24 protein-coding genes and 2 pseudogenes are annotated in these 26219 nt (G+C 55.2%); 13 read left to right on the forward strand and 13 right to left on the reverse strand.

Annotated features, from left to right (window positions below; all coding sequences use genetic code 11):
• The first annotated feature begins 32 nt into the window (after positions 1–32).
• On the forward strand, positions 33–374 hold the full coding sequence (locus MW046_RS15910) for a hypothetical protein (RefSeq protein WP_247995586.1): 342 nt from the start codon (positions 33–35) through the stop codon (positions 372–374).
• A 45-nt stretch (positions 375–419) separates the two neighbouring features.
• Here the strand turns inward: MW046_RS15910 and MW046_RS15920 are convergent, their stop codons facing one another.
• Positions 420–575 (reverse strand): hypothetical protein, encoded by a 156-nt coding sequence (locus MW046_RS15920; RefSeq protein WP_247995523.1) that lies wholly within the window; start codon positions 573–575, stop codon positions 420–422.
• Positions 576–856: 281 nt separating this feature from the next.
• Here MW046_RS15920 and MW046_RS15925 point away from each other — a divergent pair, with 281 nt between their 5' ends.
• Both MW046_RS15925 and MW046_RS15930 read left to right on the forward strand, forming a co-directional pair.
• Positions 857–2170: an outer membrane protein assembly factor BamB gene (locus MW046_RS15925; protein WP_247995524.1), complete on the forward strand. Its 1314-nt coding sequence runs from the start codon at positions 857–859 to the stop codon at positions 2168–2170.
• 880 nt (positions 2171–3050) lie between these two features.
• Positions 3051–3433, forward strand: a pseudogene (locus tag MW046_RS15930) (class I tRNA ligase family protein); the annotation flags it as partial.
• A gap of 56 nt (positions 3434–3489) precedes the next feature.
• Here MW046_RS15930 and MW046_RS15935 read toward each other — a convergent pair.
• Complete coding sequence (locus tag MW046_RS15935; RefSeq protein WP_247995525.1) at positions 3490–3984, reverse strand: hypothetical protein; 495 nt, start codon at positions 3982–3984, stop codon at positions 3490–3492.
• Positions 3903–4286 carry a putative sulfate/molybdate transporter gene (locus tag MW046_RS15940; RefSeq protein WP_247995526.1) on the reverse strand — a complete coding sequence of 128 codons (384 nt, stop codon included), beginning with the start codon at positions 4284–4286 and terminating at the stop codon, positions 3903–3905. The genes MW046_RS15935 and MW046_RS15940 overlap by 82 nt, the downstream gene beginning before the upstream one ends.
• Before the next feature lie 447 nt (positions 4287–4733).
• On the opposite strand from MW046_RS15940, the gene MW046_RS15945 reads away from it, so the two are divergent.
• The 3 genes from MW046_RS15945 to MW046_RS15955 are packed head-to-tail and all read left to right on the forward strand — an operon-like array spanning position 4734 to position 9118.
• Positions 4734–6656 carry a glycoside hydrolase family 15 protein gene (locus MW046_RS15945; protein ID WP_247995527.1) on the forward strand — a complete coding sequence of 641 codons (1923 nt, stop codon included), beginning with the start codon at positions 4734–4736 and terminating at the stop codon, positions 6654–6656.
• Positions 6653–8035 carry a vitamin K epoxide reductase family protein gene (locus MW046_RS15950; protein ID WP_247995528.1) on the forward strand — a complete coding sequence of 461 codons (1383 nt, stop codon included), beginning with the start codon at positions 6653–6655 and terminating at the stop codon, positions 8033–8035. Before MW046_RS15945 ends, MW046_RS15950 begins: the two co-directional genes overlap by 4 nt.
• 18 nt (positions 8036–8053) lie before the next feature.
• Complete coding sequence (locus MW046_RS15955) at positions 8054–9118, forward strand: SDR family oxidoreductase (RefSeq protein WP_247995529.1); 1065 nt, start codon at positions 8054–8056, stop codon at positions 9116–9118.
• Here the strand turns inward: MW046_RS15955 and MW046_RS19775 are convergent.
• Positions 9049–10395, reverse strand: a pseudogene (locus MW046_RS19775) (transposase); the annotation flags it as partial. The gene MW046_RS15955 and the pseudogene MW046_RS19775 overlap by 70 nt on opposite strands.
• A 515-nt stretch (positions 10396–10910) precedes the next feature.
• Positions 10911–11594 carry a helix-turn-helix domain-containing protein gene (locus tag MW046_RS15965; protein ID WP_247995530.1) on the reverse strand — a complete coding sequence of 228 codons (684 nt, stop codon included), beginning with the start codon at positions 11592–11594 and terminating at the stop codon, positions 10911–10913.
• Between the two features lie 262 nt (positions 11595–11856).
• Here MW046_RS15965 and MW046_RS15970 point away from each other — a divergent pair, with 262 nt between their 5' ends.
• Genes MW046_RS15970 through MW046_RS15980 form a run of 3 tightly spaced genes read left to right on the forward strand, consistent with a single transcriptional unit; the run spans position 11857 to position 15490 of the window.
• The gene (locus tag MW046_RS15970) at positions 11857–12900 is read left to right on the forward strand and encodes an ABC transporter ATP-binding protein (RefSeq protein WP_247995531.1); all 1044 of its coding nucleotides are present in this window, start codon (positions 11857–11859) and stop codon (positions 12898–12900) included.
• Positions 12897–13799 carry an ABC transporter permease gene (locus MW046_RS15975; protein ID WP_247995532.1) on the forward strand — a complete coding sequence of 301 codons (903 nt, stop codon included), beginning with the start codon at positions 12897–12899 and terminating at the stop codon, positions 13797–13799. Before MW046_RS15970 ends, MW046_RS15975 begins: the two co-directional genes overlap by 4 nt.
• Before the next feature lie 35 nt (positions 13800–13834).
• On the forward strand, positions 13835–15490 hold the full coding sequence (locus MW046_RS15980) for a transposase (protein ID WP_247995533.1): 1656 nt from the start codon (positions 13835–13837) through the stop codon (positions 15488–15490).
• A gap of 757 nt (positions 15491–16247) precedes the next feature.
• On the opposite strand, the gene MW046_RS15985 is transcribed toward MW046_RS15980, so the two are convergent.
• Entirely contained in the window at positions 16248–16754 is a 507-nt protein-coding gene (locus MW046_RS15985; RefSeq protein ID WP_247995534.1) for a hypothetical protein, read from the reverse strand.
• A 452-nt stretch (positions 16755–17206) separates the two neighbouring features.
• On the opposite strand from MW046_RS15985, the gene MW046_RS15990 reads away from it, so the two are divergent.
• Positions 17207–17911 (forward strand): VOC family protein, encoded by a 705-nt coding sequence (locus tag MW046_RS15990; RefSeq protein WP_247995535.1) that lies wholly within the window; start codon positions 17207–17209, stop codon positions 17909–17911.
• A 304-nt stretch (positions 17912–18215) separates the two neighbouring features.
• On the opposite strand, the gene MW046_RS15995 is transcribed toward MW046_RS15990, so the two are convergent.
• The 5 genes from MW046_RS15995 to MW046_RS16010 form a co-directional block, all read right to left on the reverse strand.
• Positions 18216–18602 carry a hypothetical protein gene (locus MW046_RS15995; RefSeq protein ID WP_247995536.1) on the reverse strand — a complete coding sequence of 129 codons (387 nt, stop codon included), beginning with the start codon at positions 18600–18602 and terminating at the stop codon, positions 18216–18218.
• 794 nt (positions 18603–19396) lie between these two features.
• Entirely contained in the window at positions 19397–19951 is a 555-nt protein-coding gene (locus tag MW046_RS16000) for a hypothetical protein (RefSeq protein WP_247995537.1), read from the reverse strand.
• Positions 19948–21273, reverse strand: coding sequence for an NRAMP family divalent metal transporter (locus tag MW046_RS16005; RefSeq protein ID WP_247995538.1), 1326 nt, complete (start codon positions 21271–21273; stop codon positions 19948–19950). The genes MW046_RS16000 and MW046_RS16005 overlap by 4 nt, the downstream gene beginning before the upstream one ends.
• Positions 21274–21526: 253 nt before the next feature.
• Positions 21527–21652: a hypothetical protein gene (locus MW046_RS19500; protein WP_282190249.1), complete on the reverse strand. Its 126-nt coding sequence runs from the start codon at positions 21650–21652 to the stop codon at positions 21527–21529.
• 126 nt (positions 21653–21778) lie between these two features.
• Entirely contained in the window at positions 21779–22213 is a 435-nt protein-coding gene (locus MW046_RS16010) for a hypothetical protein (protein WP_247995539.1), read from the reverse strand.
• A gap of 1253 nt (positions 22214–23466) precedes the next feature.
• Between MW046_RS16010 and MW046_RS16015 the strand changes: the two genes are divergently transcribed.
• The 3 genes from MW046_RS16015 to MW046_RS16025 are packed head-to-tail and all read left to right on the forward strand — an operon-like array spanning position 23467 to position 24632.
• The gene (locus tag MW046_RS16015; protein WP_247995540.1) at positions 23467–23613 is read left to right on the forward strand and encodes a hypothetical protein; all 147 of its coding nucleotides are present in this window, start codon (positions 23467–23469) and stop codon (positions 23611–23613) included.
• Positions 23614–24225, forward strand: a complete 612-nt coding sequence (locus MW046_RS16020; protein ID WP_247995541.1) for a hypothetical protein — start codon at positions 23614–23616, stop codon at positions 24223–24225.
• Positions 24225–24632: a hypothetical protein gene (locus MW046_RS16025; protein WP_247995542.1), complete on the forward strand. Its 408-nt coding sequence runs from the start codon at positions 24225–24227 to the stop codon at positions 24630–24632. The genes MW046_RS16020 and MW046_RS16025 overlap by 1 nt, the downstream gene beginning before the upstream one ends.
• A 61-nt stretch (positions 24633–24693) precedes the next feature.
• Here MW046_RS16025 and ddfA read toward each other — a convergent pair whose 3' ends face one another.
• Both ddfA and MW046_RS16035 read right to left on the reverse strand, forming a co-directional pair.
• Positions 24694–25014 carry a DdfA family disk-determining factor gene (gene ddfA / locus MW046_RS16030; RefSeq protein ID WP_368411439.1) on the reverse strand — a complete coding sequence of 107 codons (321 nt, stop codon included), beginning with the start codon at positions 25012–25014 and terminating at the stop codon, positions 24694–24696.
• Positions 25015–25376: 362 nt separating this feature from the next.
• On the reverse strand, positions 25377–26036 hold the full coding sequence (locus MW046_RS16035) for a helix-turn-helix domain-containing protein (RefSeq protein WP_247995544.1): 660 nt from the start codon (positions 26034–26036) through the stop codon (positions 25377–25379).
• Between the last annotated feature and the right edge of the window lie 183 nt (positions 26037–26219).

Raw genomic sequence — 26219 nt, forward strand, 5'->3', positions numbered from 1 at the left:
CGTTCCATACTCGTACGCAACACTCTTTAATCGTGGAACTCCACCCTCATAAACAAGCGATAGATCAACGAGTGATCTGGGCGAGCGGTCACGGCATCGTCCTTCTCACCGTACTCGCCGGAATCGCGATCACCTCTGGCTTCTGGGGCATCCTTGTCGCTCTTTCGCCCGCAGCCTATATTCTCGTCTTCTCCCCACATGACTCGGAGAACTCGCCGAAGACAGTAGCGGTCAGCTATCTGACTGCGCTCGTAGCGGGGTGGCTCACGTATACTGCTCTCGCCCAGGGGATTGCGCCGACGAGTATTGAGCCGATCTCGGAACCGGGACTCAGCGCCAATACGTTCACCAGATCCGCTCTGTACGCTGGATAGTCACGCCACGACAGCACATATGCTACATCCAACAGTCCCGGCTGATCAATCCCGGAGAGCGGTGTCTTCTTCGACAAGCAGGTCACTCGACAACTCGTTGAGGAACGACATCGCGTGTTGTTTATCGCCCCAAGCGGGGTCGTCACGATTCAGGTCTACATCATTGCCGCGCGCGTACGCTTTCGCAAGAGTCGTAGACATTAGTGCCGAATGCCTTCCCAATACCATCACCGACATCTTTGAAGGCGTCCTCACGCATCAATGAATGCGGTGAGTGGCCGACCGGGTCCTTCGGTGTCGGCACCGTGATCAGCAACTCTATCTGCTCGGTCTCATCGACGGTGCCTGTTCAGGACAGTGTCCCACGCTTCGATTTCGACCGGGAGTTCTTTGAGGAACGTAGTTTGGTCCTCTCCCTTGAAAGGACTGCTAGAAGAGTGGCCAGAAAGCCTATACAACATACTCGGCACTATCTATCAGTAATGGTAGAGCAACTGTCTGAAATTGGTCGCCGATCGGTTCTTACGAGCATCGGTGGGCTTGCAGGGATTGGACTACTGTCTGATCTCTCATCAGGAGCTGCGGATGAAGCCCCCAAGACGGCACAGGCACACTCAGCCTCGCCAATGAGCAACTGGCCCCAGTACCGGGCTGATGCGGGCCATTCTGGACGAGTTGAGGGGGGAGTCGGTCCTACTGGCGATATCAGTGAAGTGTCGCCCGACGCATTTGACGACGTCTCCGATTACATCTATGACGGCGTAGCAGTCGATGGGAAGTCCATCTACGTCGGCAGTCAAGACCTCGTCGCTGTCAACGCTGCAACTGGCCAGCCTCGCTGGCGGTTTGAGCCAACCGTTCCGGACCACGACTATCCAAAAGGTGACGCAGAGCCCGATGTTGGTCACCCCGCCGTGGTGGATGGGACGGTGTATGCGAGCGTCGCGTTCGTCGGCCCCGGTGGTCGTCCATCGCGATACAACGGTGCGCTCATTGCCGTCGATGCGACCACGGGTAAGCAACGCTGGCGGCACGACACCCCGGGGGGCGTGACATACGACGAGTTCAGCACTGTCACTGTCGCTGAGGACACCGTCGTGACGAGTGTGGCTGCGAGCGACGGCTCTGCAACGCGAACCGTGATTGGGTTTGCTACCGATGGCACGGAGCGCTGGCGGACGCAGGTCGATGAGATGTTCCCTGGAGCACTCCCTGTCGCGGACGGGCGGGTGTACATCCCGAGTGCGACAGGCATCCGTGCGCTCGATCTGGCGACTGGGGAGCCAGTGTGGACTGCCCTCCCGAGGGTCCGGTTTGCGCCTGCGGCCACCCCAATGGTTGCCGACGGCACGCTGTTCGTCGCAGAGGAAGGCGAACCAGGCGTGACGCTCATCGCCCTCGATGCAACCACCGGCGAGGAGCACTGGCGGACCGCCTATGCGCCGGAGACCGCAACGCCAGATATGACTATCGGAACGGCAGATGAGACGACGGTGTATATCACCGTGGATGGCATCGATCGAACAGTCATGGCCCTCGACCGTGCCGATGGGAGCGAGCTCTGGCGCACGACGATCGACCGACCGGCTGAGGGAACAATTCCACTCGACAGCTTCGCATTGGTCGGAGGCGTGTTATACAGCGGCGCGGCGGCCATCGATCCGGCGGATGGAGCAGTCATCTGGACACACCCTCTGTCCGTAACCGGCCCTGGGTGGCGACTTGACGCCGTAGCTGACGGACGGGTCTATCTCAGTGGCATCCGACCGGTAGTGCTGACTGGTACGACAGAGTAGGTCCCGAATCGACGGGGCAGACGGTGACTTTCCTCGGAGGACCGCTGCCAGCCCTCAGAGATTGCGTTGATTGTGCCGCGTTCATAGAGAGTCATGCAATCGATAGAATAACGGGTTCGAGTGTGGTCGGCATGAAGTCTTCGTCAACGAAATGCCGTGATTGTCCACTGATTGGTTACGACAGAACACTCGCTTTGTCTGTATCGTTGACAGCGCTAAACATCGTCGTTAACAGACTGATCTGCAAACGTTAAAGCTAGTGTTCTCAATGCATAGGCTGCATTCGGATAGCTCGTAAGCACGTACCGGCCTGCAAACGTCACTGGTTGCTCAGAAATTATCCCCAATGCATGTTAACCCTGCTCGGCTTTCATCGTGCGCACGAAGTTCGTCATAATCATAGAGCACTATCACAGATGGCTATTCCAGACATTGTGTCTGTTGATGGCATGAACTGCAAACGATCACCTCCCTCTCGCTCCACCCCGAGTCGGAAAGAGATTGGGAGAGCGTGCTGACTACAGAAGTTGTATGGAGCAGTATCCTCATGTTGTATTCGTGTGTGCTCCCGTGAGCCAGAAGAGCTCGTCCGGAAGAAGGAATCGACGTTTCGTGGAGCCGGTGAGAGCGTTTCTCTAGTGTCGCATACCTCACACAGTCTTATACTCGCCGGTGCGCAACCTCGCGGTATGAGCGGCGGGTCGGACGTGGATACTGAACGCCTCAGATTGTTTCTCACAGAACAGTTCGATGAACGCGTTATTGATACGGTAGTCCTAGAGGAGGGGTTGAATCGCGTGATCCGGGTTGCGACTGCCGACGACCCGCAGACGTACGTGGTGCGGCAGTCAAATTTGACGACCTTCGCAATGGGGAGTATCTGGATGATCGACGGTCGATTACGCACCCTGTTCAGGTGCACGAATGCTGTGGGACCGATATCGAGTTTCTCGTCACCGACCAGTGGTACATCAAGCTTCTCGATTGGACCGACGAATATCTCGCCCTCGGCGGGGAGATGGACTGGTTCCCGGAGACCATGTTCACGCGGTATAAGCACTGGATTGAGGGGAATGGGGCTGGTGTATCTCTCGACAACGTGACTCGGGTATTCCGTTTCCCGTCTGGTATTGTGGAAGCTGTGGTGAGCCAATCCTCGCGGAGAAGACCGCACTCCCGATTGATCTGCTCGCTGACGATCCACCAATCGAGGCCTGCCCGGAATGTGGTCACGAGGTGTTCGAGCCAGAAGAGGACATGTTCTCGGGATCTCGTTCGATCCTGGTGAGGAGATAGGTGACACCGAGGTCGTCCAGCGTTTAGTAGACCTGCAATGATTCAAAGCCCCAATCTGCAAGGACAAGATCGATCGTCACGAATTCCTTGGCCCGTCGCACCAGCCGTCGGATCGTTCGATGATACTGGTGAGAGAAATTCTCCTCCCAGACAGAACTTTCAATCACCGGCTTGACGGCAAGCACGATCGGCATGCTCTTCCCGACCAGTGACAGTGGGGAGAATTTGTAGGCCATTTCTCTCGGTTCATCGGTCCCGCTGACCTCACTGGGTAGCCTATCCTCGTCTGTGAGCATGACACCGATACAGAGGACGACGAGGGCACTCACCCGCTGGTAGCCTGCTTCGACCACGATCCCGGCAACAGCCGTTGCCCCGAGTGCGAGTGGGAGGCCGTCGAGACCTAGGTGGACACCTGTTTCGAGGAGGATGAGTGCTACCGCGATCTGGACGCCGCGAATGACTGGCTGACCGACGTACCGCTCGATGCGCTCGAGTGTGCCCGTCCATCCAACCACGAGCAACGCTCCACCGGCGAGCAGCCCCGTGACGGCCAGCTCATCAGCGGTGAGGGTGCCACCGATACGAGTGCGGCGAGCGCCTTTATCGGTTCGACCGGCATCGGAAGCCCGTAATAGGGTCTCCAGACGATTTGAAACGCTACAAACCCGAGGAGCAGATGCGGTAACGAGAGCTCTGTGAGGGTGGCACTGGCAACGACGATCGGGATGACCGTGACCGAATCCCCGATCGCACCGGTGAACCCACCACCTGAGAACCTGACTGTGGGTATCCGCCAGTTCTCACGTAAGAATGTCACTACGGAGGACTATACGCGCCAGCGGTATCAAAGTAGCCAGAAACGAGATCAGCGTCGACCGGCATTGGTTCGGTTTCAAAACCATCGAACGTGCAGATTAGTTTTAACAGTACCTTATCCATGATCCAATTCGGGTGAGGCAGACGATGCACGCTGTTCTGCCGGCTTTCACGAGGGTATCGGATTCAGTAGATCTGCACTTGCAGTCGTAGCCACAACTCAGTAAAGTGAGCCCACCGATAGTAGTGGGTGCAATGGCAACCTCAGAGACGCTGTCCGAGATTGATCACTTGGAGGACGATGAGCGTGAATGCATCAATATGATCGTATAACGCAGATCGTTCACGGAGCAAAAATGATCTCCTCTCAGGGTTCACGCTTGCCGACGGCGAAGACCCTGAGAATGAGACCAAAATTGAACGCGCTGGCGTGACAATCATTGGATAGATGAGCTACACTCCTCTCGAGGACTACGGGATTATCGGGAACCAGGAGACCGTCGCACTCGTCGGTCGTGACGGTGCCATTGACTGGTGTTGTCTGCCCTCGATTGATTCGCCGAGTGTGTTCGCCGCCATTCTCGACGATCAGCGAGGTGGACGGTTCACCGTCCAGCCGACGGCGTCCTTCGAGTCGCTTCAGGAGTATGTCGACCGAACGAACGTCCTCAAGACGCGCTTTCGAACGGCTTCGGGGCGAGCGACGGTCACCGATTTCATGCCTGTCCCACCGCTCGCTCGAGACTGCCAAACGCCCATGGAGACGGTATTCCGACGCCTTACGTGCGAGCGCGGGCAAGTTGAACTCCGAGTCGATTTTGCGCCTCGCTTCGAGTACGCCCGGACGATGCCGACCGTTGAGCCTACCAAAGACGGAGTCGTCACCCAGGGAGCCAACGAACAGATGTTCCTCTCAAGTTCGATCCCGTTGTCCGTCTCGACGCACAGCGCGGGGACGACGACCACCCTCGAAGAGGGAGACACCCACTGGCTCGTCTTGGGGTATGGTCACGAATCGACCCTCGAATCGGACTACTACCGGGAAATCCTCGACGATGTCGTCGACTACTGGCGAGACTGGGTTCACACCTGTCCGGACACCGGAGCGTGTCCCGTTGGTGGGCCGTGGCATCGAACCGTTGTCCGGTCAGCTCTCGTCCTCAAATTGTTGATTAACCACGAGACGGGAGCAATTTGTGCGGCCCCTACGATGTCGCTTCCAGAGGATATCGGTGGTGTGCGAAACTGGGACTATCGGTACAACTGGATCCGCGACTCCGCGTTCACCGTCCGAGCACTCACAGAACTCGGGCACAGCGCTGAGGCGAGAGACTACTTCAATCTCTGTCTAGACCACTGCTCGCGTGGACCACCGTCAGACATCAATCCAATCTACGGTGTGCACGGTAATCCCGTCCCGGACGAACGGACGCTCGATCACCTTTCGGGATACCGGGGGTCGGCCCCCGTCCGTGTCGGTAATGCAGCGACGGACCAGCACCAGGTCGATGTCTACGGCGAACTGATTCACGGCATCTACGAGACGACGCGCTACGGGGCGACTATCGAGGAGGACGACTGGACGGCGATGTGCGACCTCATCGACTATATGTGTGAGGCGTGGGAGGAGCCCGACGCAGGTATCTGGGAGATGCGAACGGACTGCCAACAGTTCGTTTACTCGAAGGTGATGTGCTGGGTCGCCCTAGATCGCGGACTCAGAATTGTCGCGGAGACCGGGTTCGACGCGCCCACCGAGCGCTGGGAGGCGTGCCGGCGCGAGATCAAGGAGACCGTCCTCGAGAAGGGCTACAGCGAGATGGCCGACAGCTTCGTCAGTACGTTCGGCGATGATGACAGGCTCGACGCGACGAGCCTCCTGATTCCACTCGTTGGCTTCCTCCCGGCCGACGACAGTCGCGTCCAGTCTACGATCGACGCAACCCTCGACCGACTGCTCGTCGACGACGGACTGGTCATGCGCTACGAGGGTGATGACGGACTCCCGGGTGAGGAGGGGGCGTTCCTCCTCTGTTCGTTCTGGCTGGTCTCCGCGCTGGCTCAGTCCGGGCGTGTGGACGAGGCGGAGGCCATATTCGAGGACGCAAGACAACATGCGAGCCCGCTCGGTCTCCTTTCTGAGGAGGTCGACCCCGAAGAGGGGCTCCAACTTGGCAACGTCCCGCAGGCGTTCAGTCATCTCGGCCTCATAAACGGTGCACTCGCTCTGTCAGATGGACCCGACATCGGACACCCACCGGACGAAGCAGACGTGAATCCATCCGCTGAGACCGATGTGGCGAAGAACCTGCAGTGCAGTGCAACGCCCGATTATACGACCCAATCCCGATCCGAGAGTGAGAACCAATGACCAAAAACAATTCCACGCAATCGTCGGGGACGGACGAACAGGACCACCAGGACGACTCGTCGGACGGTGGGATGCAAGAGCCGGGCGAGATGATGCTCAATCATCCGCTCAAGGAACCGTGGATACAGTACGGCGTCATCTCGCTGGGCCTCTGGCTGTTGTTCAGTCCGTTCACGCTCGGCTACGAGAGCACGCTATTGTCGTGGAGCGACGTGATCACCGGTTTCGTTCTTATCGGTTTGAGCACCGTAACGCTCGTACGGGAGAACCCCTGGGCCTCGTACGCCAATGCCTTTGTCGGGCTCTGGCTACTGATGGCACCGCTCGTCTTCCACGCGCCGACGGCCGCCGGGTACCTGAACGACACCCTCGTCGGCGTCCTGGTGATCATGTTCTCTGTCATCATCATGATGCGCATGGAGATGGACGGCGCGACCATTCCCGAGGGTTGGTCGTACAACCCTTCGACGGCAGCCCAGCGCGCGCCACTCATCGCGCTCGGACTGTTCGGCTTTTTCGTCTCGCGCTACATGGCGGCTTACCAGCTCGGCCACATTAACGCCGTCTGGGATCCCGTCTTCGGGACTGGGACCGTCCAGATCCTCGACTCGAGTGTCTCTAAAGCGTTCCCCGTGTCGGACGCCGGCCTCGGTGCGGTCGCCTACGCCATCGAGGCGCTGATGGGCTTCATGGGCGACAAGAGCCGCTGGCGGACGATGCCGTGGATGGTGTCGTTCTTCGGCATCGTCGTCATCCCGCTCGGGTTCGTCCAGGTGCTGCTTGTCATCTCTCAACCACTGCTCGTAGGCACGTGGTGCACGCTGTGTCTGCTGTCGGCGTTCGGGATGCTCTGGATGATTTCGCTCACCGTCGACGAGGTCGTCGCGATGGGCCAGCTCCTCAAGCGCCGAGTGAGTGAGGGCGTATCACTCTGGCACGCGTTCTGGATGGGTGGGCATCTCTCCGAGGAGGACGCAGGCCTGGACGGAGAGACGCGGTCGGACCGCGATCGGCCCGCGGGGATGTTCTGGGGCGTCTCGATTCCCTGGTATCTCCTCGGCGCAATGGCGCTCGGCTTCTGGCTGATGCTCTCGCCGGCGGTCTTCGGGACGCAGGGGCCACTCGCGGATAGTAGCCACCTCGTTGGCGCGCTCATCGTCTCGTTCACTGTCATTGCGACAGGCGAGCCAGCGCGAGCCATCCGGTTCCTCAACGTCCCACTTGGGGCGTGGGTAGCCATCGCCCCCTGGGTGTTCGGTGCGCCGACGCTCGTCACGGCGAACGGCGTTGCTGTCGGTGTCTTGGTTGTGCTCGCGAGTATTCCCCAGGGGACCATTCGTGACGAGTACGGCCACTGGTGGCCCCAGTACATCGTCTAATCGATAACATCACACACCATGAGTACGACAACACAACGTGAGGTAGTGGTCATAACGGGTGCATCGGCTGGCGTCGGACGCGCGGCGGCACGTGCATTCGCCGAACAGGGCGCGCAGGTCGGACTCCTCGCTCGCGGCGAGGCCGGACTGGAGGGCGTGCGCCAGGATGTCGAAGCCGCTGGTGGAGAGGCGCTTGTCGTTCCAACGGATGTTGCCGATGCAGACCAGGTCGAGGCGGCCGCAGACGCCGTTGAAGAGGAGTTCGGGCCGATCGATATTTGGGTGAACAACGCGATGACGTCAGTATTCTCTCCGGCACGGGAGATGGAGGCAGACGAGTACCGGCGCGTCACCGAGGTCACCTATCTCGGCTGCGTGTACGGAACGCAAACCGCCCTTGACCGCATGCTTCCCCGGGATGAAGGAATGATCATTCAGGTTGGATCCGCCCTTGCGTATCGCGGTATTCCACTTCAGTCGGCATATTGCGGGTCAAAGCATGCGATTCAGGGCTTCACCGAGTCCGTTCGGACCGAGCTCATCCATGAGGACAGCGATGTCCAGCTGTCAATGGTGCAGATGCCCGCGCTCAACACACCACAGTTCGAATGGGTCCGGAGTCGCCTCCCGAACAAACCGCAGCCCGTACCTCCAATATATCAACCCGAAGTCGCGGCTGACGCTATCGTCTGGGCAGCACACCACGATCGCGATGAACTATGGGTTGGACGCTCGACCGTGAAGGCAATAGTCGGCAATCGGATCATTCCTCGACGTCTCGACCGTATGTTAGCCCAGTCCGGGTGGGACTCACAGATGACCGACGAATCCGAGGACCCCGACAGAGAACATAACCTCTGGAAGCCAGTCGACGAGGAGACCGATCACAGTGCCCATGGGCAGTTCGACGAGCGCGCGCGAAGTCGAAGTTACCTGCTCTGGGCGATTACACATCCGAAGCAGTTGCTCTCTGTTGGACTTATACTGGTCGCACTCGTCGGTGCTGTCCTCTTTCGATGGCGAAACTCAGAACAGGCGCATTCTGAGGCGCAGCCGTCGTCCTCTTCAGGGCCGACATTCTGATTCGTTGCGAAGACTGCTGTTCCGTTCCTCTTCGTTGAGGGAACGTATAGGAACCGCATCGCGTGTGATCCATGCTCGACGTGGACAGACGCGAATTCACGGCGACAGCCACCTCATCTTGGTCCACCGCCTCGATAGCTTCTCGCTCTGTGCTGTACGTTCGCTTTGGGATGAGGTAGTTCACGCCGAGATTCGAGAGCGTCTGGTAGACCGCCTTTGAGTCGAACTCTCGATCGCACAATACCATCTCGATGGGGATGTGCTCTTTCGCCTTGAGGAGCAGCCGACGAACGACACGATCGATCCGGTTCGGCGGGTTTTGATCCCACGAGGAACTCTCACGGACTGGTTCGACGGCGAGAATCAGCGGGATGTTCCACCCGACAATCGAGAGTGTAGCGAATTTGAATGCCCTTCCCTCACCGTCTTTCGTCCCGCTGACCATCGGCATTCCCTCCACGTTACCGAAGTGGCGAATAGTCGTGATGTCAATCGCTACGGTGACTGGACGGCGAAACGATGACTCCAACTGTATCACCGAGAGGAGTTGTTTTGTCGCCTGATGGAACCCGTCGATGAGATATTCTGGGTCAAATTGCTTGACTGCCCGGAGGTGGGTGTCTCCGTGGGGACCGTATTCTTTTCCTTGACGGAATTTGAATCGTGCTGCGCCTTGCGGTGTACCACAGCCGACCCTCCCGATGAACGTCTGAAGCTCAAAGAATCGCGTGTCCTCGTATGTCACGTTCTGAGCTCTCCTGAAGTTAAATGGACCGAACCCATGCTCACGAGCAAGGCGGGTTGTTCGGTAGGTTTCTTCATCGGAGAACTTGGTAGTATCCGAAGACGCTTCTGGAGTTCCTTCGGACGGCTGATTTACCTCTTCCAGAGGCTGAATTTCGGGAGCACGAAGATCTTCGTTGTGGGCCTCCTTGACTAAGCAGTGTGCGCTAGCGATGATATACCTCCGAACATCGTCATTGAAGCGGTTGCGCCATGTACGAGAGAGAACTTACTCATCGGGAATCCGATCAAGACCGAATACATCGGCAAGTTCTGGATGGCGTGTGAGAGACCGATAGCTGTCCCCAGTGACCTCCAGATAAACGAAGAGTTTGAGCATTCCGTGGACATGGGTACGACGCGGGATGCCACTCTGGATAGCTATCCTCAAGCATCTCGGTTTGAAGTTTGAGATCGGTGAGTGCAGCACAGAAGTCTGTTCCTTCACGGAGGTGTTTGCGGAGTTCAAGAGCAGCGACGAATGCATCGGTCAGTCGGCGGCCACCTTATTGGTAGCCCCTGTCTCAGCTGTTGGCTGAAGAGACCGGCTACTGTTACTTTTATTGGCTTTCTAAACGTATATCTGCTATCACGCCTAATTTTCTATTTTTCTTACCATTCTAGATATTAAAATAGCATTTATTGAAATATTGGGTATTTTGTTTCGAGGAGAGATGAGCGATGAATACGTAGCGACGGTATCTGGTCTAAGCAGAATACCGGTCTCAGCCTAGTTTTTCCACGTCCAAGCGTTCTCAGCTAAGTACTAAGGAAAGTCCGTGAATGCATCCAGAACTCTTCGTGAAGCAATTGGATACTCTACCGTCGCCGACATTGAGTATACAAAGAGCCGCGATTTGGATGCAGAAACGACTGTTTTCGCGGTGATCGAGATCCATATCACCTGATGTCGGCTAGGTCGATTTCTAATGCACGAACAGTCTTGGAATATACCTTGAACGCCACAATCTTCATGAGACTGTGCAGTGAAAACTTCATCTATCCAACATCATTCGACCACGGACTGGACAATCTTCGCTTCTGCTCGCCGAAGATGCTCTCCGATCGTCCGTTGTGACAATCCAAGATCGGTCGCTAAGTTACGCTGTGTTGTCTGCCGTGGGATTTCATAGTATCCCGCCGCGATCGCTGCCCGCACGATCTCATGTTGACGGTCGGTGAGTTGCTCCGCTGGGTCATTCAGGTGTGGCTGATACTCGCCTGCCCGTTCAAGACGCAGGTTCATTTCATCAGGGATACTAGCAATCATTTGCTGGAGGGCCGCGTCCTCACCGAAGAGCGTGACTTGCACCCCGTCAGCAGTCTCTCTCACTGGCCAGTCGATACTGATCGCTTCGGTATCGATCAGTTCGTAAAGGGTTCTTTCAACCTCGTCAGGCTCATAGCGCATATATGCCAGCCACGTCTCACCACCCGTCACGGTGCACGAGATCATCTCCGGAACTTCGTTTTCTATCGTAGCGAGCCGATCAGCATCACCTCTGAACTGGGCGACCCCGACAACGGTCCCATCATCGAGAAGATTGACGTAGTGTATCGCTTCTTGGGTCGCGACGAGCGTATCATCGATCCATATCTCGCTCGGATCGTCGGCGCTTTCCAGCATCTGTTGATGGCCCGTCGACCGAAGGTATTCCTCGGTTGGGGCAATAACGATGGTTATGTATCTCATTATCTTCGTGTTTCACAGATCTATCGTACTATTCATTCTCTCTTGAATTGTATCTCTGAATGAAGTGCTACTGACCGTCTCATGCAAGTGAGTAAGAGTGCAATCGAGTATAAATCTCCCGCTCATGAGCGGGGTAATTCCCGAGGGAACACAGACCCTCCTCCCTACGTGATGGAGAAGCGAGAAACCCACAAAGGATGCAACGACTCTCCGAAAGGAGCCACTGCACGACCGATTCTGAACGAAACGGAGGACTGTAATCATGTCTATCGAAACGACTGAAATACCGAATGTTTCCACGACGGCGATCACAGCGAGAAACGTCGAACTCACGTATTCGGACGGCACTCGAGCAGTGCGCGGCATCGACCTTGAAGTACCCACAGGCGAGTTCTTCGGATTTTTAGGGCCGAACGGGGCGGGCAAGACTACCGCTATCAAGACGTTCGTGACACTGTTACAGCCCACTGCCGGGTCAGTGACAATCAACGGGTCTTATGTCGTTGACGACCCCCGCGCTGTCCGGTCGTCTATCGGCTATATGGCCCAAGAGACAAGCGTGGACGAGGAGCTTACCGCTCGCGAGAATATCCGCTTCGCCTGCGAGACATACGGCGTTCCTCGGAGCGAGCGCGCTAGCCGGATTGACGACCTGTTAGCCCTCGTCGATCTCGCGGATGTTGCCGACAAGCAGGCCCAAGAATTCTCTGGTGGGATGAAAAAGCGCCTCGACGTGGCGACCGCCTTAGTGCATGAGCCACCGCTCGTCTTCCTCGACGAACCCACGACAGGACTGGACCCTCGGGCACGCAATCGCCTGTGGGAATACTTCCAGAAAATCAACCAGCAGGGGACGACGGTGTTTCTGACGACCCAGTACTTGGAGGAGGCCGACGAACTCTGCGACCGCCTGTCGGTGATTCAGGATGGCAAACTCGTCGCTACCAATTCGCCAGACGCGCTCAAATCACAGGTCGGCGGCGACATACTCGAAATCACGCTTGCAGATCCGACTGACGAGCAGCGAGCGCACGCCCGAGAGGCCGCCCGTGAGTCGGGACTGTTCGAGGGAGATACGATCGAATCCACCAACGAGGGCATCGCTATCGCGTCCGAGCACGCGCGCCGGGCTGGTACTGACCTCTTGGTAGCGCTGCGGGAAGCGGGCTTCACTGTGACGGGGTTCGACGTTCACTCGCCGACGCTCGATGACGTCTTCCTCGCTATCACCGGCGAGACAGCGAGCGACGAGACACCGAACGAACAACAGCCGGACGATCCCGTTCAACCGGAGGTGAATCGATGAGTACAACTGAAACTGAGAGGGCAGTCGAGCAGAGGGCGACTGGCAACAGCTTCTCCGTCGATGTGTGGATCACGCTCAAGCGCTGGCTGCGGAAAACTCGCCGGAATCCGTTTGTGATATTCGGTGCGCTGATAACACCCATTATCCTCCTCGTGTTGTTCTCTCAGCTGTTCGGGCAGATCACCGGAGACGCTCTCAGGGGAGCGATTGGCGCGGATGTCTCGTATGTCACCTACCTCACGCCAGCCGTCGTCATCCTGATGGCCATGGAGGCGGCGGGCAACTCTGGGATAGGTCTGGTCGATGACATGGAAAGCGGCATGTTCGAGAAAGTGCTGGCCTCACCGACCCATCGTGGAGCGATTTTCCTCGGGAAGGCTCTCTCGGATATGGTACTGATCATCGTCCAGACGGTGATGACGCTCGGGCTCGGGTACGTGGTGTTGTGGATCGATTCCGGTGGTTCGTTCGGGACGTACATCCAGACGGGATTGCTGGGCGTGCTCGGGATCATCGCCATCGTCATCGTGTTTTCACTGGCGTTTACGGCCTTTTCGAACATCGCTGCGCTCGTGACACAGGACTCCGAATCGACCAGCGTCTTGGTGAATCTGCTGCCGTATCCCTTAGTGTTCATGTCGAATGCCTTCTTGCCGATCAGTGTCTTGCCGGAGTGGATGCAAGCGGTGGCAACGGTCAATCCGGTCACGTACGGCGTCGGTGCCGCGCGGGCACTGATATTCGGCCAAGACATGCTCACTGTGCTCGACGTGACGGCATTCGCTGGCATCTGGAACACTATCGTGCCAGCGGTGGTGGTGCTCGGTGTGCTTGATCTCGTGGTCGGTGGGATCGCTGTCGCCTTGTTACGACGTGTGTCAAGTTCACAAGCCAGCTGACTTACCAAATGGGGGCCGTCAGACTGTCTCACCGTTTGTTCGCCTCCAACTCTGACAGAGCAAGCGATACCCTCGGCGAATTCGTCTCTGCTGTCACGACTATCGCGCGGTCGTGGTCTAAACGCGCTACGGACTATATTGACATCGAGACGCTGGTCTGTGACCTACCGATTGACCATCTCACGTTCATCGCGCACGATTCATCTGCGCCCTATTCAGGGCTGTATCCGATGTCGATACTGGTCCGGGCATTCCTTGTCGAAGAGATCAACGGCTGGGACGAGACCGCGCTCCACGACTACCTGCGAGCGAACCCCGCACTCCGTCGTAGGCTTGGCTTCGAAACGCTCCCGAACCAATCGACATTCTGGCGCGCGTGGAACCATCGATGCAGTGAGGCACTGCGCGACGCCGTGCAGGAGTGTGCCTCCAGCATCGTCATGGCCGCGCGTGCCTGTGAGGTTTCGCTCCCAGACCGGATCGACACTCACGAAACCGACGAATCACAATCCGACGAGCCCCCGAAACACCAACTCGTCGCAGAGAAAACTGACGAGGTGTGGCAGCAGGCCAAGCCGTTCGTGACCGATGCGTTCGCGCTCAAGCGCGGACCCAACTGGCAGATTCACGAGAACGCCTTCTGGGAACAACACACCTACATGGGGATGCGCGAAGACATGTACGCTCAGAGCGGGCCAGCCTCGTTTGTCCTCGATACCACGCGGGAGCGCGTCCCGTCGGGATCAACTCACCGCTACCAGCTCGGCAAGCTTTCGGTCAACGACATTCGCTCAATGCTTCGCAATACGACGCGGATGCTGATTGCCCGCGCTCGTCAGCACGGTGAACTCACCGGCAAACTCTGGACGGCCATCGACGTGACCAAGGGCGTCCCATTCACCGGCGACGTGGACGACGACGATGACGACATCCTCGGGTACAAGGACGGCAACGAGTACTACCAGTGGGCGGTGCTCAAAATCGTCGGGCTGGATGTGCCACTCGTACTCGACGCCATCCCGCGCAAGCGGGGGCAGTCCAAAGACGAGATCGTTGAGAAGTTGCTGGAGCACGCGACCGAGATGGTCACTCTCGATCTCGTCATGATGGATCGGGAGTTCGACAGCGCGGGCGTCAAGGAGACCTGTGAGGAGTACGGCGTCCACTACCTGAACCCGACGCGCATCTTCGAACGTAGCGGGGAGGCTGACACCATCGCGTGGATGTACCGCAACGGCAAACGCTTCCACGTCGAGAAAGAAACTGACGACGACACGCCCACGCGCAAGCAGTTGTACCTCCCAAAGCAGTCGAATTCGGGCGACTATGATGAGGACGACGGTCACTCAGACGTGTGGAACGAGATGTGCGGCGAATGGGTGTTCGAAGACGTAGAGGGCGAACCTCTCTCAGTGTTTCATCGAGTATTTATTGCTGAGATGTTCGCTCCCGTCGCGTTAATCACCTGCCGATCGTTCGATAGAAAGCAGACGGAACGACGTCATGGAACACCAATCGCTGAACCGACTTATGGGTATCCGATCAGTCCCCGTAATCCAACCATCATGAGGGTGATAAGGAGAAACAACCCCGTCATCCCCATCAACCAGCGCATTGCCGTCTCATTGAGACGCTCAACTCGCTCGCCATTTGGGGCCGGGGAATCCAGCTCACGGAGCATTTCCAACTGATAGTGATGAAGCGGTCCAAAGGCAATACCGAGCATCACAGCAGCGATGCCGAGCGCTCCCCAGACCCACACTGGTGGGGTGACCAGGTAGCCGAATCGATGGGCGAGTCCAAGTCCCGAACCAATCGTCCCGACAGTTAATGACTCTCCGACGACCATAATCCGCGGCGAGAGGTTGGGAATGAGTGCCGCCGCCGTGTCGGGGCCAGACGCAGCGACCGCTGGGGCCAGGACATACCTGAAGAAAAAATCCATCCCAAACCAGAAGGCGGCCAGTCCGATATGAACGTAGAACATGGCGGCGACACTACCAGAGAGGTACGCGATGACTGGCACCCCTAAGATAAGCCCAGCCGCGACGGTTGCATAGCGGGAGCCAGCCGAACTGATGATAAATCTGTACTGTTCCCAGATAGGTACTTCCTGATGCTTCGTCGCCATAGTATCATATATTATTTTCATCACAGTAACCTGTTTCGGTGAATAGAGGAAAACAGCGTCGAAGTGATCGATCCACACCCATCATAACTGAAGTAGCTGCGAGTTTTCTACTGTACAGTCTGCCTTGTTGAATAGGGGTACAGCATCGATCTCATGGTGATGAGCAGTCCCACTCCGCTGACCACGGTCATACCGATCAGTCGCATGGACATGGAGATTACTCTCACGACGATGATCACCCACGATATCCATTCCAAACACGGGTTTGGCTCTGATGTCGATCGAGAAGGAAGAGCTGCTATCCCGATTTGCACGGGTTAACTGTCTTTGTTATCCGTTTCGTCGGCTGGAACGATCTCGATGCCAGCGTCTTCAAACGTTTGGATTCCTGCTTCTAGTTGTTCTTTTCCACCATATTGGTATGGGTATAATGTGATGGGGCGGACCCCCGTTGTATTATTGTCAGAAACAATAATACGTAGCACCGGAAGTCGAAACCGCGATCCAGTTGTATATTCGACATGGTCGACAGTTGAACGGGAAATTTCTGAGGCTGTCCGGATATTGTTCCTGATCCTAGGATATATAGTAGCAAGTGTGATTCCAATGATAGTGAATATGATGACAAATGTTCCTAATTCACAAAGGAGAGATGATCCAAAAACAGCAGTACCAGCTGTATACGATAGACCGACAGTGAAGAAAACCATGATAAGCTTGCTTTGTTCATAGAGCCGTCTCAATGCTCGAATTGGACCTAGATTAATCTGTATAATCTCATCTGTAATTAACAACTGACCACCACCAACTTTGAAAGATGTCATCGTGTTACAGATCTTACTCTAGTATCGGTTGTATATCTGATGATTTTGGATATAACTCGGCTCTGAAAGGATTCTATCCTAACCCTACTATTGCTCCTCCTACTGTCCCTGCAACGACAAGCCCTGGGCTGATCTGAAGCATCAGAAACACCACCACGGCATGGTATACAATCCCCCAGACAATCATTTCTCTCCACGTTGTTGTTCTCGTCTCCGATACTCATCTTCGACTGTTTTGTCGAAGTTTCGTTACGCTTCACGCAACCGATTGACTTCAGTTTGGTATCGACTAGGGTACATCTAGAACCAACGTCGGGCATCGTTTACGGCTGTTGTGTGGTCGCTTTAATCCGACTAGAGCATATCTGGAATCCATAGTATACGATATGACAGAAAAGCCACCAAAGTATAGTTCACGAAACATATACATATAACCACACGGTAACACTACTATGAAGATTGATAATATCCATCTCAAGACGGCCCACCTCACCGATCTCAAGACATTCTATACTGACACCGTTGAGTGTTCACTCACGAATCTCTCCGCCAACGAATTCACCGTCCATATCGGAGCAACGGATGTGATATTTTCAGAAGTGCGTGATGGAACTGACCCATCTTATCACTTCGCGATTAACGTCCCCCAGAATCAGTTCGCTGACGCCGTCACATGGCTCTCTGACCGAGTTGAACTACTTGCAGACCCAGAAACCGGTAACCAGGAAATCTTTTTCGAGGAGTGGAACGCTCATGCAGTCTACGGACTCGATCCTGCGAACAATTTGCTCGAACTCATTGCGCGACACGATCTTTCCAACGATGTAGACCGCCCGTTTGGGAGCGACAGCTTCCAGCGGGTAAGCGAGATCGGGCTGACAGTCCCGAATGTGAGACGCGCTGTCGAGGCGATCAGCAATAACGTTGGTGTGACCCTCCGAAAGAACCATCCCGCACCGATCACTGACGATACGTCATTCGCGGCTGTTGGAGATGATCACGGATTGATTATTGTCGTAGAGGAAGGGCGAGGGTGGTTCCCTGTTCCGACCTCCAGAAACCAAGCAGCAACGGCCTATCCTGTGAGCATTGGAACCACCGAGACAACTAATGAGTATGTGTTCTCAAAGCTTCCCTACCAAATCGTTCCCTCATGATGTAAGTATCCGTTTCCCCGGGAGCAACTTCAGATATATGGACACGCCACCGCGATCACCCAAACATAGTCTGTGCTCAAAAACCTCACTGATGCTTGCGTATTTGTATACAAACATGCAACTTACCGCCGAATATCTTGTGAAACCACCGAATTCGATACACTCAGGGAATCGTTCTAGGATCCGACGGAACCAAGTTTCATAAAATCCCTATGAAAAACATGAATCAATGAGAACCGAGCGCAACAAAGACGGCTCATTCAACGTCTAGATGTCGCGTGTGGGGGCTCTACCCGCCACAAGCTCAACTGTAGAGATCGCCTGTTTTGAACCAGTGTACCAATCGTTGATATCCGCCACCATAGACGAGTGTATAAGCGCCACCATAGCACACATCGATCAGAAGCAGCGCCCAAAGTGCAGACAGTACGATATTGTGCGTACCGATCGCGGAGTAGTGTATAATCACGTCATACAGCATATCAATTGGCAAGCAGACGATGAACATACCGTATTGTGCGACATCGAATCGTCCGAGTTGACGGAGGGATCCCGAGCGAGAGATGAACAGGAGCGTTCCAACGACCCCTCCGAGGATTGTCCCGACCATCGGCAAGATCGTCAGGAGTGCGTCTGGACCCAGGAGATATCCCCCAAGCAACGCAAAGGCTGGGTACACGGCCCAACTCACCAGAAAGAACGTCACGATCACACGGATTGCTGATCGAAATCGAGACACAGTATATTGGCATGGATATTTGAGTAAGTATTCCTCGTTCTGCTTACAGTCACTCCGCTCTTGCGAGTTGCTAGCCTGCATCTCCGCACTGTAGTGCCAAAGCAGTACTTGCGAAACATCTCCCAGTCGTCCCAAACCACTGGCTCCGTCAGGTGGTGGTACCGACTTGTATGATCAACCACCACTGAATCGGCCTGATCTGCCCGCTCACTCTCTCCATACGACATGAGTGGGGAAATTGCGTGAATATTCTTGAGAAGCACGAACTAGTCTCAGAAGCCCCTTTTCTGAGCTAGATCCACTCGGCTGTGTAGTACTTGTGGTTTCCTATCTTGTTAGTAGTGAGGTCCCTGTCGGCAAGAGCAGTCGTTTTCTGATTGACGACATATTTCACTCGAAATACGGTATGTTGCTGTACCGATCACGTCAGGATTCGTTACCTCTTGAGTGTGTGTCTCTCTATAACTACGCAACCCTAATACTGTCGAGTTATGGGGGAAGTCAGCACACTTCCTTTCCGAGAAAACAGACTCTGCGTTGATTTTACCCTGTCAGCACGTCCCTGCTGACAAGGGGATGAACCACGAGTACCACGCAACTGAGGTGAGTACCGATGAGTGACCACCGAAATCTTTACCGGACAGTACAGTCGAGAAGTTCCTCCGGAAGGGCAGAAAAGATCCACCCCGAGCGTGGGAATCCCGTACTGCAGTCGTGGGAGGACGTCGATCAGATACGATTCATCTCTACCCGAGCGAGACCGTCCGGTCGGCCCAGCCCTTTAGTATTGATAGGGCCTCCCGTTCCTGCCGCGAAACCGGGTCGTCCGTCCCCAGCTCATCGCTCTCTAAGGCGTTCAAGATGACGTACTCCGCGCGATCGCAGTAAGCCATGAGGCGTTTCGGTTCACTAGCTTCGTGCTGATAGGGGATGGTCGTGTCGTTGACAAACACTGCCCGCGGGTCCGCGGGCGCGGCATCTATAAGCTCCTGCGCTCGCTCTGCGTTGTTCCTCGCGAGCGCCACCGACTCATCTGTCGTCTTGCCCTCAGATCGGGGCGCATGGGCGTCAAGGACGCCGAGCCACGCGCCGTCGGGGACGTCCATAAATCGATCCAGACGCCCTCCCAGAATCTCACCGCCGCGCTCGACCTCGGGCGCAAACTCCAGGACGACCATACCCTCTGGCTCGTTGTGTTCGACCCAGGTTTCAAGCGCACGGGCAGTAAGACGGGTCTTTCCCGCCTGCGAAGGACCGACGATCAGCGTCGATCCCGCGAGTGGGAATGAAACGTCCGTCACGCGAGGACCGCCTCCTCGCGGACAAACTTCGCGAACAACCCGGCCGTTGCGATGCCGAGCGCGGCTGCGAACACAAGGATCGCACCCGAGAGGAGATCGAGACCGCCCGCAACCTGTTCCCAGACGAAGTTCGCGGCTAGACCTCCCGAGACCAACAGGAGGGTCAGGCCGCCGAGGTTCGAAAACGTCGAATTGGACTCCGGGACCACCTCGGAGTTCAGGAGGTAGAGCACGGCCGCGATGGCGAACGGCGTCCCGACAGTGCCGATCGCGAGGACAAGCGCGAGCTGGCTCAACACGGGCCCGCCGATGAACGCGCCCGGCGCGGAGAGCAGCGCGGTGGCGACCAGCAGCCAGCGATATCGGTCGTCCTCGACGGTTGTCCCCCAGCCGAGCTTGTCCGCGACCAGAAATGGGAGGACAATGGTGTTTCCCCCGAGGGTTGAGACGGCGGCGCCCGCGAGTCCGAGGAGGAACAGCCACTTCGCGCTCTCACCGACCAGGGGACCAAGCGCGTTCGCCGCCTCAACCGTCGAAAGATCACCCGACGCGAGGACACTCGCCACCACGAGGAAGATCGAGACGCTGTAGATCCCGAAGGCAACGAGCATGGAGGCAATGACGTCGAACGTCGCCAAGCTGTACTCCTCGCGGAGCCAGCCCCTCGTCCCCATCGTGTAGGAGTGCATCGTGATTAGCGTGATGTGCACGGCGCCGCCCAGGATACCCGCTGCGACGAGGGCACTTCCCCGCGGAAGGGAAGGTACGAGACCGGACACAGCGGCGCCCATGTCGAACGGCACGACGAACAGTGAAGCGACGAACGTAATTACGACGCCCGTCACGAGTACCTTCGCCACAGCTTCGAGGAAGCGATAGCCCTGGGTGGCGAGCCCGGCGGCAAGGACAAGGGCCCACACGACGCCCCAAACGCGGGCATCGATTCCCGTGAGGGTCGCTGAGACAGCAGCGACGGTCTTCATAATCAGCAGCTGTGCGCTGCCAGCGGCCAGCACCACGTCGAGAACGAGCAGCCAGGCCCACGTGTCGCCGAGGTGGTCCTCGATAACGCCGACAATCCCGCGTTCTGTGAGTAAGCCCAGGCGCATCGCGAGGTACTGCGCCAGTGCGCCAGCAATCGCCGAAAGAACGACGACCCAGAAAAGCGCGTAATCGTACGAACCGCCCGCGGTGATTAGCGACCCCATCGTCGCAGGACCGGCGGCAATCGCGCCAGCCACCCACGAAGGCCCCATCTCGCGCAGGTAGGATCGGACGCTGCTCCGGTCAAGTGCCGTCACGTCGGTTCGTGTCTCGCTCATCGTTGTCCGGATTGATCCTCCCACCAATAAACGTGCTACGTTCATGAGTAGTACATTGTTGATGGAGTACTGTCTTGCAATTCACGTCGATTGGAGCAACTCCGTATTCGATGCTGTGGGTAGCCAACACGGACGGTCATCACTGCCCGATCCCTACTGATGCCCATATCAACAATTACCTATAGATGAGCGTTTTCCGGATTGCGAGCGCGATACGGAACAAGCAGTGCGGTTCCTTGTTGCGAACAGTGTCTCAACCGCGGCAGTGGCTTTCGTCACTCTCTAACTGTTCCCCGATTCCGCTCACATCGATCTCCTGGCGCAGGTCGTTCTTGTTACAGATGGCGCACTCAATCATGTCGTCCAAGTCGTTGGACATAGGGAGACGTGATGTCAGCAGCAGCAAAATGGTTTGGTGCACAACCGCAGCAATGATATTTTCCCAACATTATCCGCCGGTGGACCGGAAGGATACGACTGTACGGACTTCTACAGGACTGATAGGCTACTCGTCGCGGTGATCAGTGATCCACTCGCGCTTTTGCTCTCCCGCTGCGCTGATCATCGAATCGATGAGAGCGACAAGGTCGCTGTCTTCATTGATCGAGTACAACGGAGAGTTTCCAATATTCCCGACGTGGTCGATTACGCCGTACTTATCGACCAGCGTCTCTTTGTATTTATGCCACGTGTCGTGGCTGATTCTCGCTCGGTCATAGATATCGGTTGGTCGAAACGTGCCCTCGGGGACGCGCAGGAGCGCCAAAATGATCCGTACCTTCGACTCCGGCGTCAGGACTTCGATCAGTGGGTGACCTTCAAACAGGGTGTCGATCTCTTCGAGGTCGTCAGCATCGAACCCCTCAATTGCCACTGTTGGGACATCTTCGTCGCTCAGTTCCTCAGATTCGCCCGGCTCGTCTTTTGGTACACTACTCATCTCTACCACTTCATACGAGCCTGATCGCCATATTCCTTCTGTAATCACTGAATTTACCTTCAGATTAGACTGAAGAGCTTATATTGAGATGGTACGTAGTATGACTGTAGAGAAGTGAAATGGTAAGCACAGAGACGTCTCGATTAGGGAGCTTCGACACCTCCAGCGATTTTGTTGTTTTCGTCGTCGGTGCGGGATAAGTCTAGAACACGAACGACATTCTGTCGAGTGATTCTTCCATCAATAATATTTCTAGCTATTGGATCAGATAAACAGCCGTATGTCTTCGGCCATGGCGCCCTCCTGTTCGGACGGGACAGACGAAGACCACTCAATTGATTCGTATCGACTTTGGTTGACTTTCGACTGCGATAACTCTCCGCTCGCGATATTTACCTCATAAATAACGTTGTACATCGAAATTTGTTCCTCAGTCCCCTTAACAGAGAACATAATTCGCCGAACGTTCGTTTCAGAGAGATCGTATTCAGGAGCATCAAAGATTTCTTCGACAATGTTCTTCGCCGAATCGTTCCATTATCCGCGAGACGAGTTATCGGTCGCTGGATTCGTTTGTCAAATCAGTCATCCTCCGAAAGTCTGTAGATCCCTACTTCGGAGGATGGATTTCTGTAAATGGCCTTTTCTCACTAGAATGAGTCTAGAATTTGCCCTGTGATATCGATAGCGGGCTTCGTTCGGTATGCTATTCAGTCCACGACTCTCGGTTCAGTTTCTCTCAGCGTACTCACTAGAGCTGAAGACTTGATCTGAAGTCGGCTAGCTCGATTTGTCATGCACATCCCCGCTATTCATTCTAAACTATTTCCTCGTGTATTAAACGAACGGCACTCTTCCTCACTCTCTCATCTCAATATCCCTTCACCAATCTGAAATAAAGTGGCTTCACCCTTCCGTGCGCGTACAGTTTGTCGTAGACGAATCAGTCAGGTAAATGTGGCTCGCTGTTCAAGCGGTGGTAATGGCACCGGAGCAGCGTCAACGACAGGAGTCAGACACCCGTGGGCGATCGGACCGGCACGGGTATAGTAGGCCACTCTCTGTATTCCTCGTCTCTTTTCTCGACTCATCGAGGGAATTACCTATGTCCGATCGGACGAGGGCCGTCACGTCGACTTCGGGATGCAGAAGGTCCGTGACCTCATCCAAAACGGCGAGGTGGACCCGGATGTCGTTCAAGCGACGCTTCAGGAATTGATGGGCCGCGTGCGGGCGCGGTCCAGGCGGACGGCATGACCATCGATGCCGCTCCGCTCGTCGAGTACGCACAGGACAAAATTCCCCGACGCATCGAGATCCTCACCGAAGCTGAGGCCGAACTCCCGCCGGTAGAGGAACTCGTGAAAATTGAGGGAACCGAGGACGCGACTGCCGATTGAGTGGGCGAGATCACCGAACCTCTTCACAGGATCTGGCTCACAAAAAAGCGACTCGACGAGGTTTCGTCCGTTGAGGTTGATCAAACTCCGAGTGACGTCGTCTATTCTGAAGACTTGCTGGAGTTGCACCACTACAAGCCACAGACAGACGAGCAAGACGACGTGCCGATTCTCGTGGTCGCTGCAATTGTCAATAAATCGTATATCTTCGATCTCCAGCCTGACCGAAGCGTTATTCGACATCCGTTAGAGGATGGTCACGACGTATACCTTCTCAAGTGGAACGAACCATCGCAGCGTGATGCAGGACTAACGTTCGGTGAGTACGTCAATCGCTACATCGACAACTGCGTCGATGAGGTGTGCGAGCGTTCGGGACTGAGGTCGATCAACCTCCTTGGCTACTGTACGGATAGGACGATGACAGCAATGTACGCTGCACTCCACTCCGAGAAGGTGACCGCACTCGGATTGATAGCCACTCCCCCTATGTCAACGATACTGGCGATCTACTCGAACTGTGTAATGATAGGAGATGCTACGATTCCGAACATGTCTATTACATGTTCGGAAATATGCCCTCAGAACTGCTCTATATCATTTTCACGCTGATGGACCCTGTCGATAACACAATCGGGAAATACATTCGGCTGTATCAGAATCTGGACGATCAAGAGTTCGTAGAGAACTTTATTCGGATGGAGCGATGGTTCTCAGAGGGTATCGACGTGGCAGGTAAAACCTATATCCAACTAGTGGAAGATATATGCCAAGAAAACAAGTTGTTCACGAATGATTTCTCTCTCGAGGGTGAACACGTCGATATCACGGAGATCAATATGCCTGTGCTTCAGATCACCGGTGAGGATGACCAACTGGTTCCCCCTGAAGCGTCACACCCATTTAGTGACGTAATCGGTAGCGACGACGTGAGCACTATCGAACACTCGACCGGTCACATCGGATTGTTGTTTTCAAGTGGTTCACACGAAGAGGTCTGGCCAGATGTAACAGAGTAGTTTTATACACAATAACCAAGGTGAATATAACGCTATTAGATATACTAAAAATAGATGTCAACTATCGCTTTTTGATTATAATTTGACCCATACTCTGTACGAGTACGGTGTAACCGTAGTATGAGAACGTGATACAGCCAGCTTTGCACGCATCGTCGCTGGTAGACCCAAACACAGTATCTAGCGCCGCCGGATTGATGGAGTTCTCGAGTGGGGGCAGAGTGTCTGTATCCTCATCCTCGTATTCTGCGATAGCGTCAACGATCTTCTCGCTGACTGATTCCTCCCTAGTCCATTCGTGATGTAGGTGATGGGTGTCCCGATCTGCTGTCTGGCTTATGACCGTGCCCATACAAGCAGTATCGGAGTGTCCATTAATCATTTTACATGGGTAGTAGTACCCATGTTTATAACCCGCACAGAAGAAACAGACAGTATATATCAGAGTATCGGTACCTCTGACAATGGTATGTTAAGAGCAGGGTGGGAAGGGATCTAGTGGCTCATGCTGGATGCTGGCCGGCTCAGAGGAAATACCGACTAGGTTAACTCGCGATTTGTTGAGTGCGAGCGAATCTCCGCCAGCTGGTTCAAGTAGCTATTCAGCTATATTTGATGGAAATATCGATTCTGGATACAAAATAGTATTTTGAGTGGTTAGGTGTCAAACGGATCCAGGCCGTACACAAGTGGGTACAAAGTACCATCTCGCTGGCTTTCAATGCTATCGTTTCCTCGGCGGTATCAGTTCTCGTCTCGCTCGTCTATCAGTGCTGCGGAAACGAGGTTTCGCATGCCCCGACGCAAGCGACCGCTCATTGCGGTTGACGAGAGATCGACGCTATCGGCGATTTCATTGAGCGTCTTTTCTCGTGGTTCGCTGAAGTAACCGCTCTCGAGTGCGACGATCAACGCCTTTTCTTGCTCTGGAGTGAGACCGTACGACACCTCGGCGTCGCTCCGCTGACTATCGTATATGCTGATTATTTTCATCTGTATGCCCTGTTGCTCCGCATACCTCCAAATATTGTTGAGGGCATCTCTGTCGGGGAGTTGTAATTGTACGAGCCATCCCCTGTCTTTCGTCTTCGCTTCCGTCGTGAATCCGTTGACAGCCGTGACGATCTCGCTGATCAATTTCGACTCAGTCGAGTATTCTATATAATAGATGCCCACGCTATCGTCCTTGCTCATGGGCTCGTAGTTATCGACCGTGGGATCCTCATCAAGTGCATTTTCGAGCTCTTGAAAGTCTTTGTATTTGATAAGATAGGGGAATATATTGGAATTCGGATCTGTATTCACTTGGGGTATAACTCGCAATTTAACACCATCGACTTCATTGAATGTTGGTGTCAGAGCGAGTTTCTCGTGTTCCATATGTAGTTTAGTTGTGATTGGCATTGAATATATGGATTATTTAGGGCATTTCTTTTCTCTCATTACATCTCGCATATTTCTTTGACACATCTGGTTCCCTCGTGTGCCACAATTCATATCGCATTATATTTCGTGGAGGACTATAACTGTACGCTCCAGTTATTTTCGGTTAAACTGGAGAACTATCGGATAGCTTGGTGTTCGCCT

The organism is Halocatena salina, assembly GCF_023115355.1.
GTDB lineage: Archaea > Halobacteriota > Halobacteria > Halobacteriales > Haloarculaceae > Halocatena > Halocatena salina.

Bases quoted from the DNA above. Each gene is read 5' to 3' on its own strand.
- ddfA (WP_368411439.1), bottom strand. From the start codon at position 25,014: ATGATTAATGGACACTCCGATACTGCTTGTATGGGCACGGTCATAAGC.
- MW046_RS15950 (WP_247995528.1), top strand. From the start codon at position 6,653: ATGACCAAAAACAATTCCACGCAATCGTCGGGGACGGACGAACAGGAC.
- MW046_RS16010 (WP_247995539.1), bottom strand. From the start codon at position 22,213: ATGAGTAGTGTACCAAAAGACGAGCCGGGCGAATCTGAGGAACTGAGC.
- MW046_RS15965 (WP_247995530.1), bottom strand. From the start codon at position 11,594: ATGAGATACATAACCATCGTTATTGCCCCAACCGAGGAATACCTTCGG.
- MW046_RS15925 (WP_247995524.1), top strand. From the start codon at position 857: ATGGTAGAGCAACTGTCTGAAATTGGTCGCCGATCGGTTCTTACGAGC.
- MW046_RS15970 (WP_247995531.1), top strand. From the start codon at position 11,857: ATGTCTATCGAAACGACTGAAATACCGAATGTTTCCACGACGGCGATC.
- MW046_RS16035 (WP_247995544.1), bottom strand. From the start codon at position 26,036: ATGCCAATCACAACTAAACTACATATGGAACACGAGAAACTCGCTCTG.
- MW046_RS16005 (WP_247995538.1), bottom strand. From the start codon at position 21,273: ATGAGCGAGACACGAACCGACGTGACGGCACTTGACCGGAGCAGCGTC.
- MW046_RS15990 (WP_247995535.1), top strand. From the start codon at position 17,207: ATGAAGATTGATAATATCCATCTCAAGACGGCCCACCTCACCGATCTC.
- MW046_RS19500 (WP_282190249.1), bottom strand. From the start codon at position 21,652: ATGTCCAACGACTTGGACGACATGATTGAGTGCGCCATCTGTAACAAG.
- MW046_RS15945 (WP_247995527.1), top strand. From the start codon at position 4,734: ATGAGCTACACTCCTCTCGAGGACTACGGGATTATCGGGAACCAGGAG.
- MW046_RS15955 (WP_247995529.1), top strand. From the start codon at position 8,054: ATGAGTACGACAACACAACGTGAGGTAGTGGTCATAACGGGTGCATCG.
- MW046_RS16015 (WP_247995540.1), top strand. From the start codon at position 23,467: ATGACCATCGATGCCGCTCCGCTCGTCGAGTACGCACAGGACAAAATT.
- MW046_RS15920 (WP_247995523.1), bottom strand. From the start codon at position 575: ATGTCTACGACTCTTGCGAAAGCGTACGCGCGCGGCAATGATGTAGAC.
- MW046_RS16025 (WP_247995542.1), top strand. From the start codon at position 24,225: ATGGACCCTGTCGATAACACAATCGGGAAATACATTCGGCTGTATCAG.
- MW046_RS15985 (WP_247995534.1), bottom strand. From the start codon at position 16,754: ATGACATCTTTCAAAGTTGGTGGTGGTCAGTTGTTAATTACAGATGAG.
- MW046_RS15975 (WP_247995532.1), top strand. From the start codon at position 12,897: ATGAGTACAACTGAAACTGAGAGGGCAGTCGAGCAGAGGGCGACTGGC.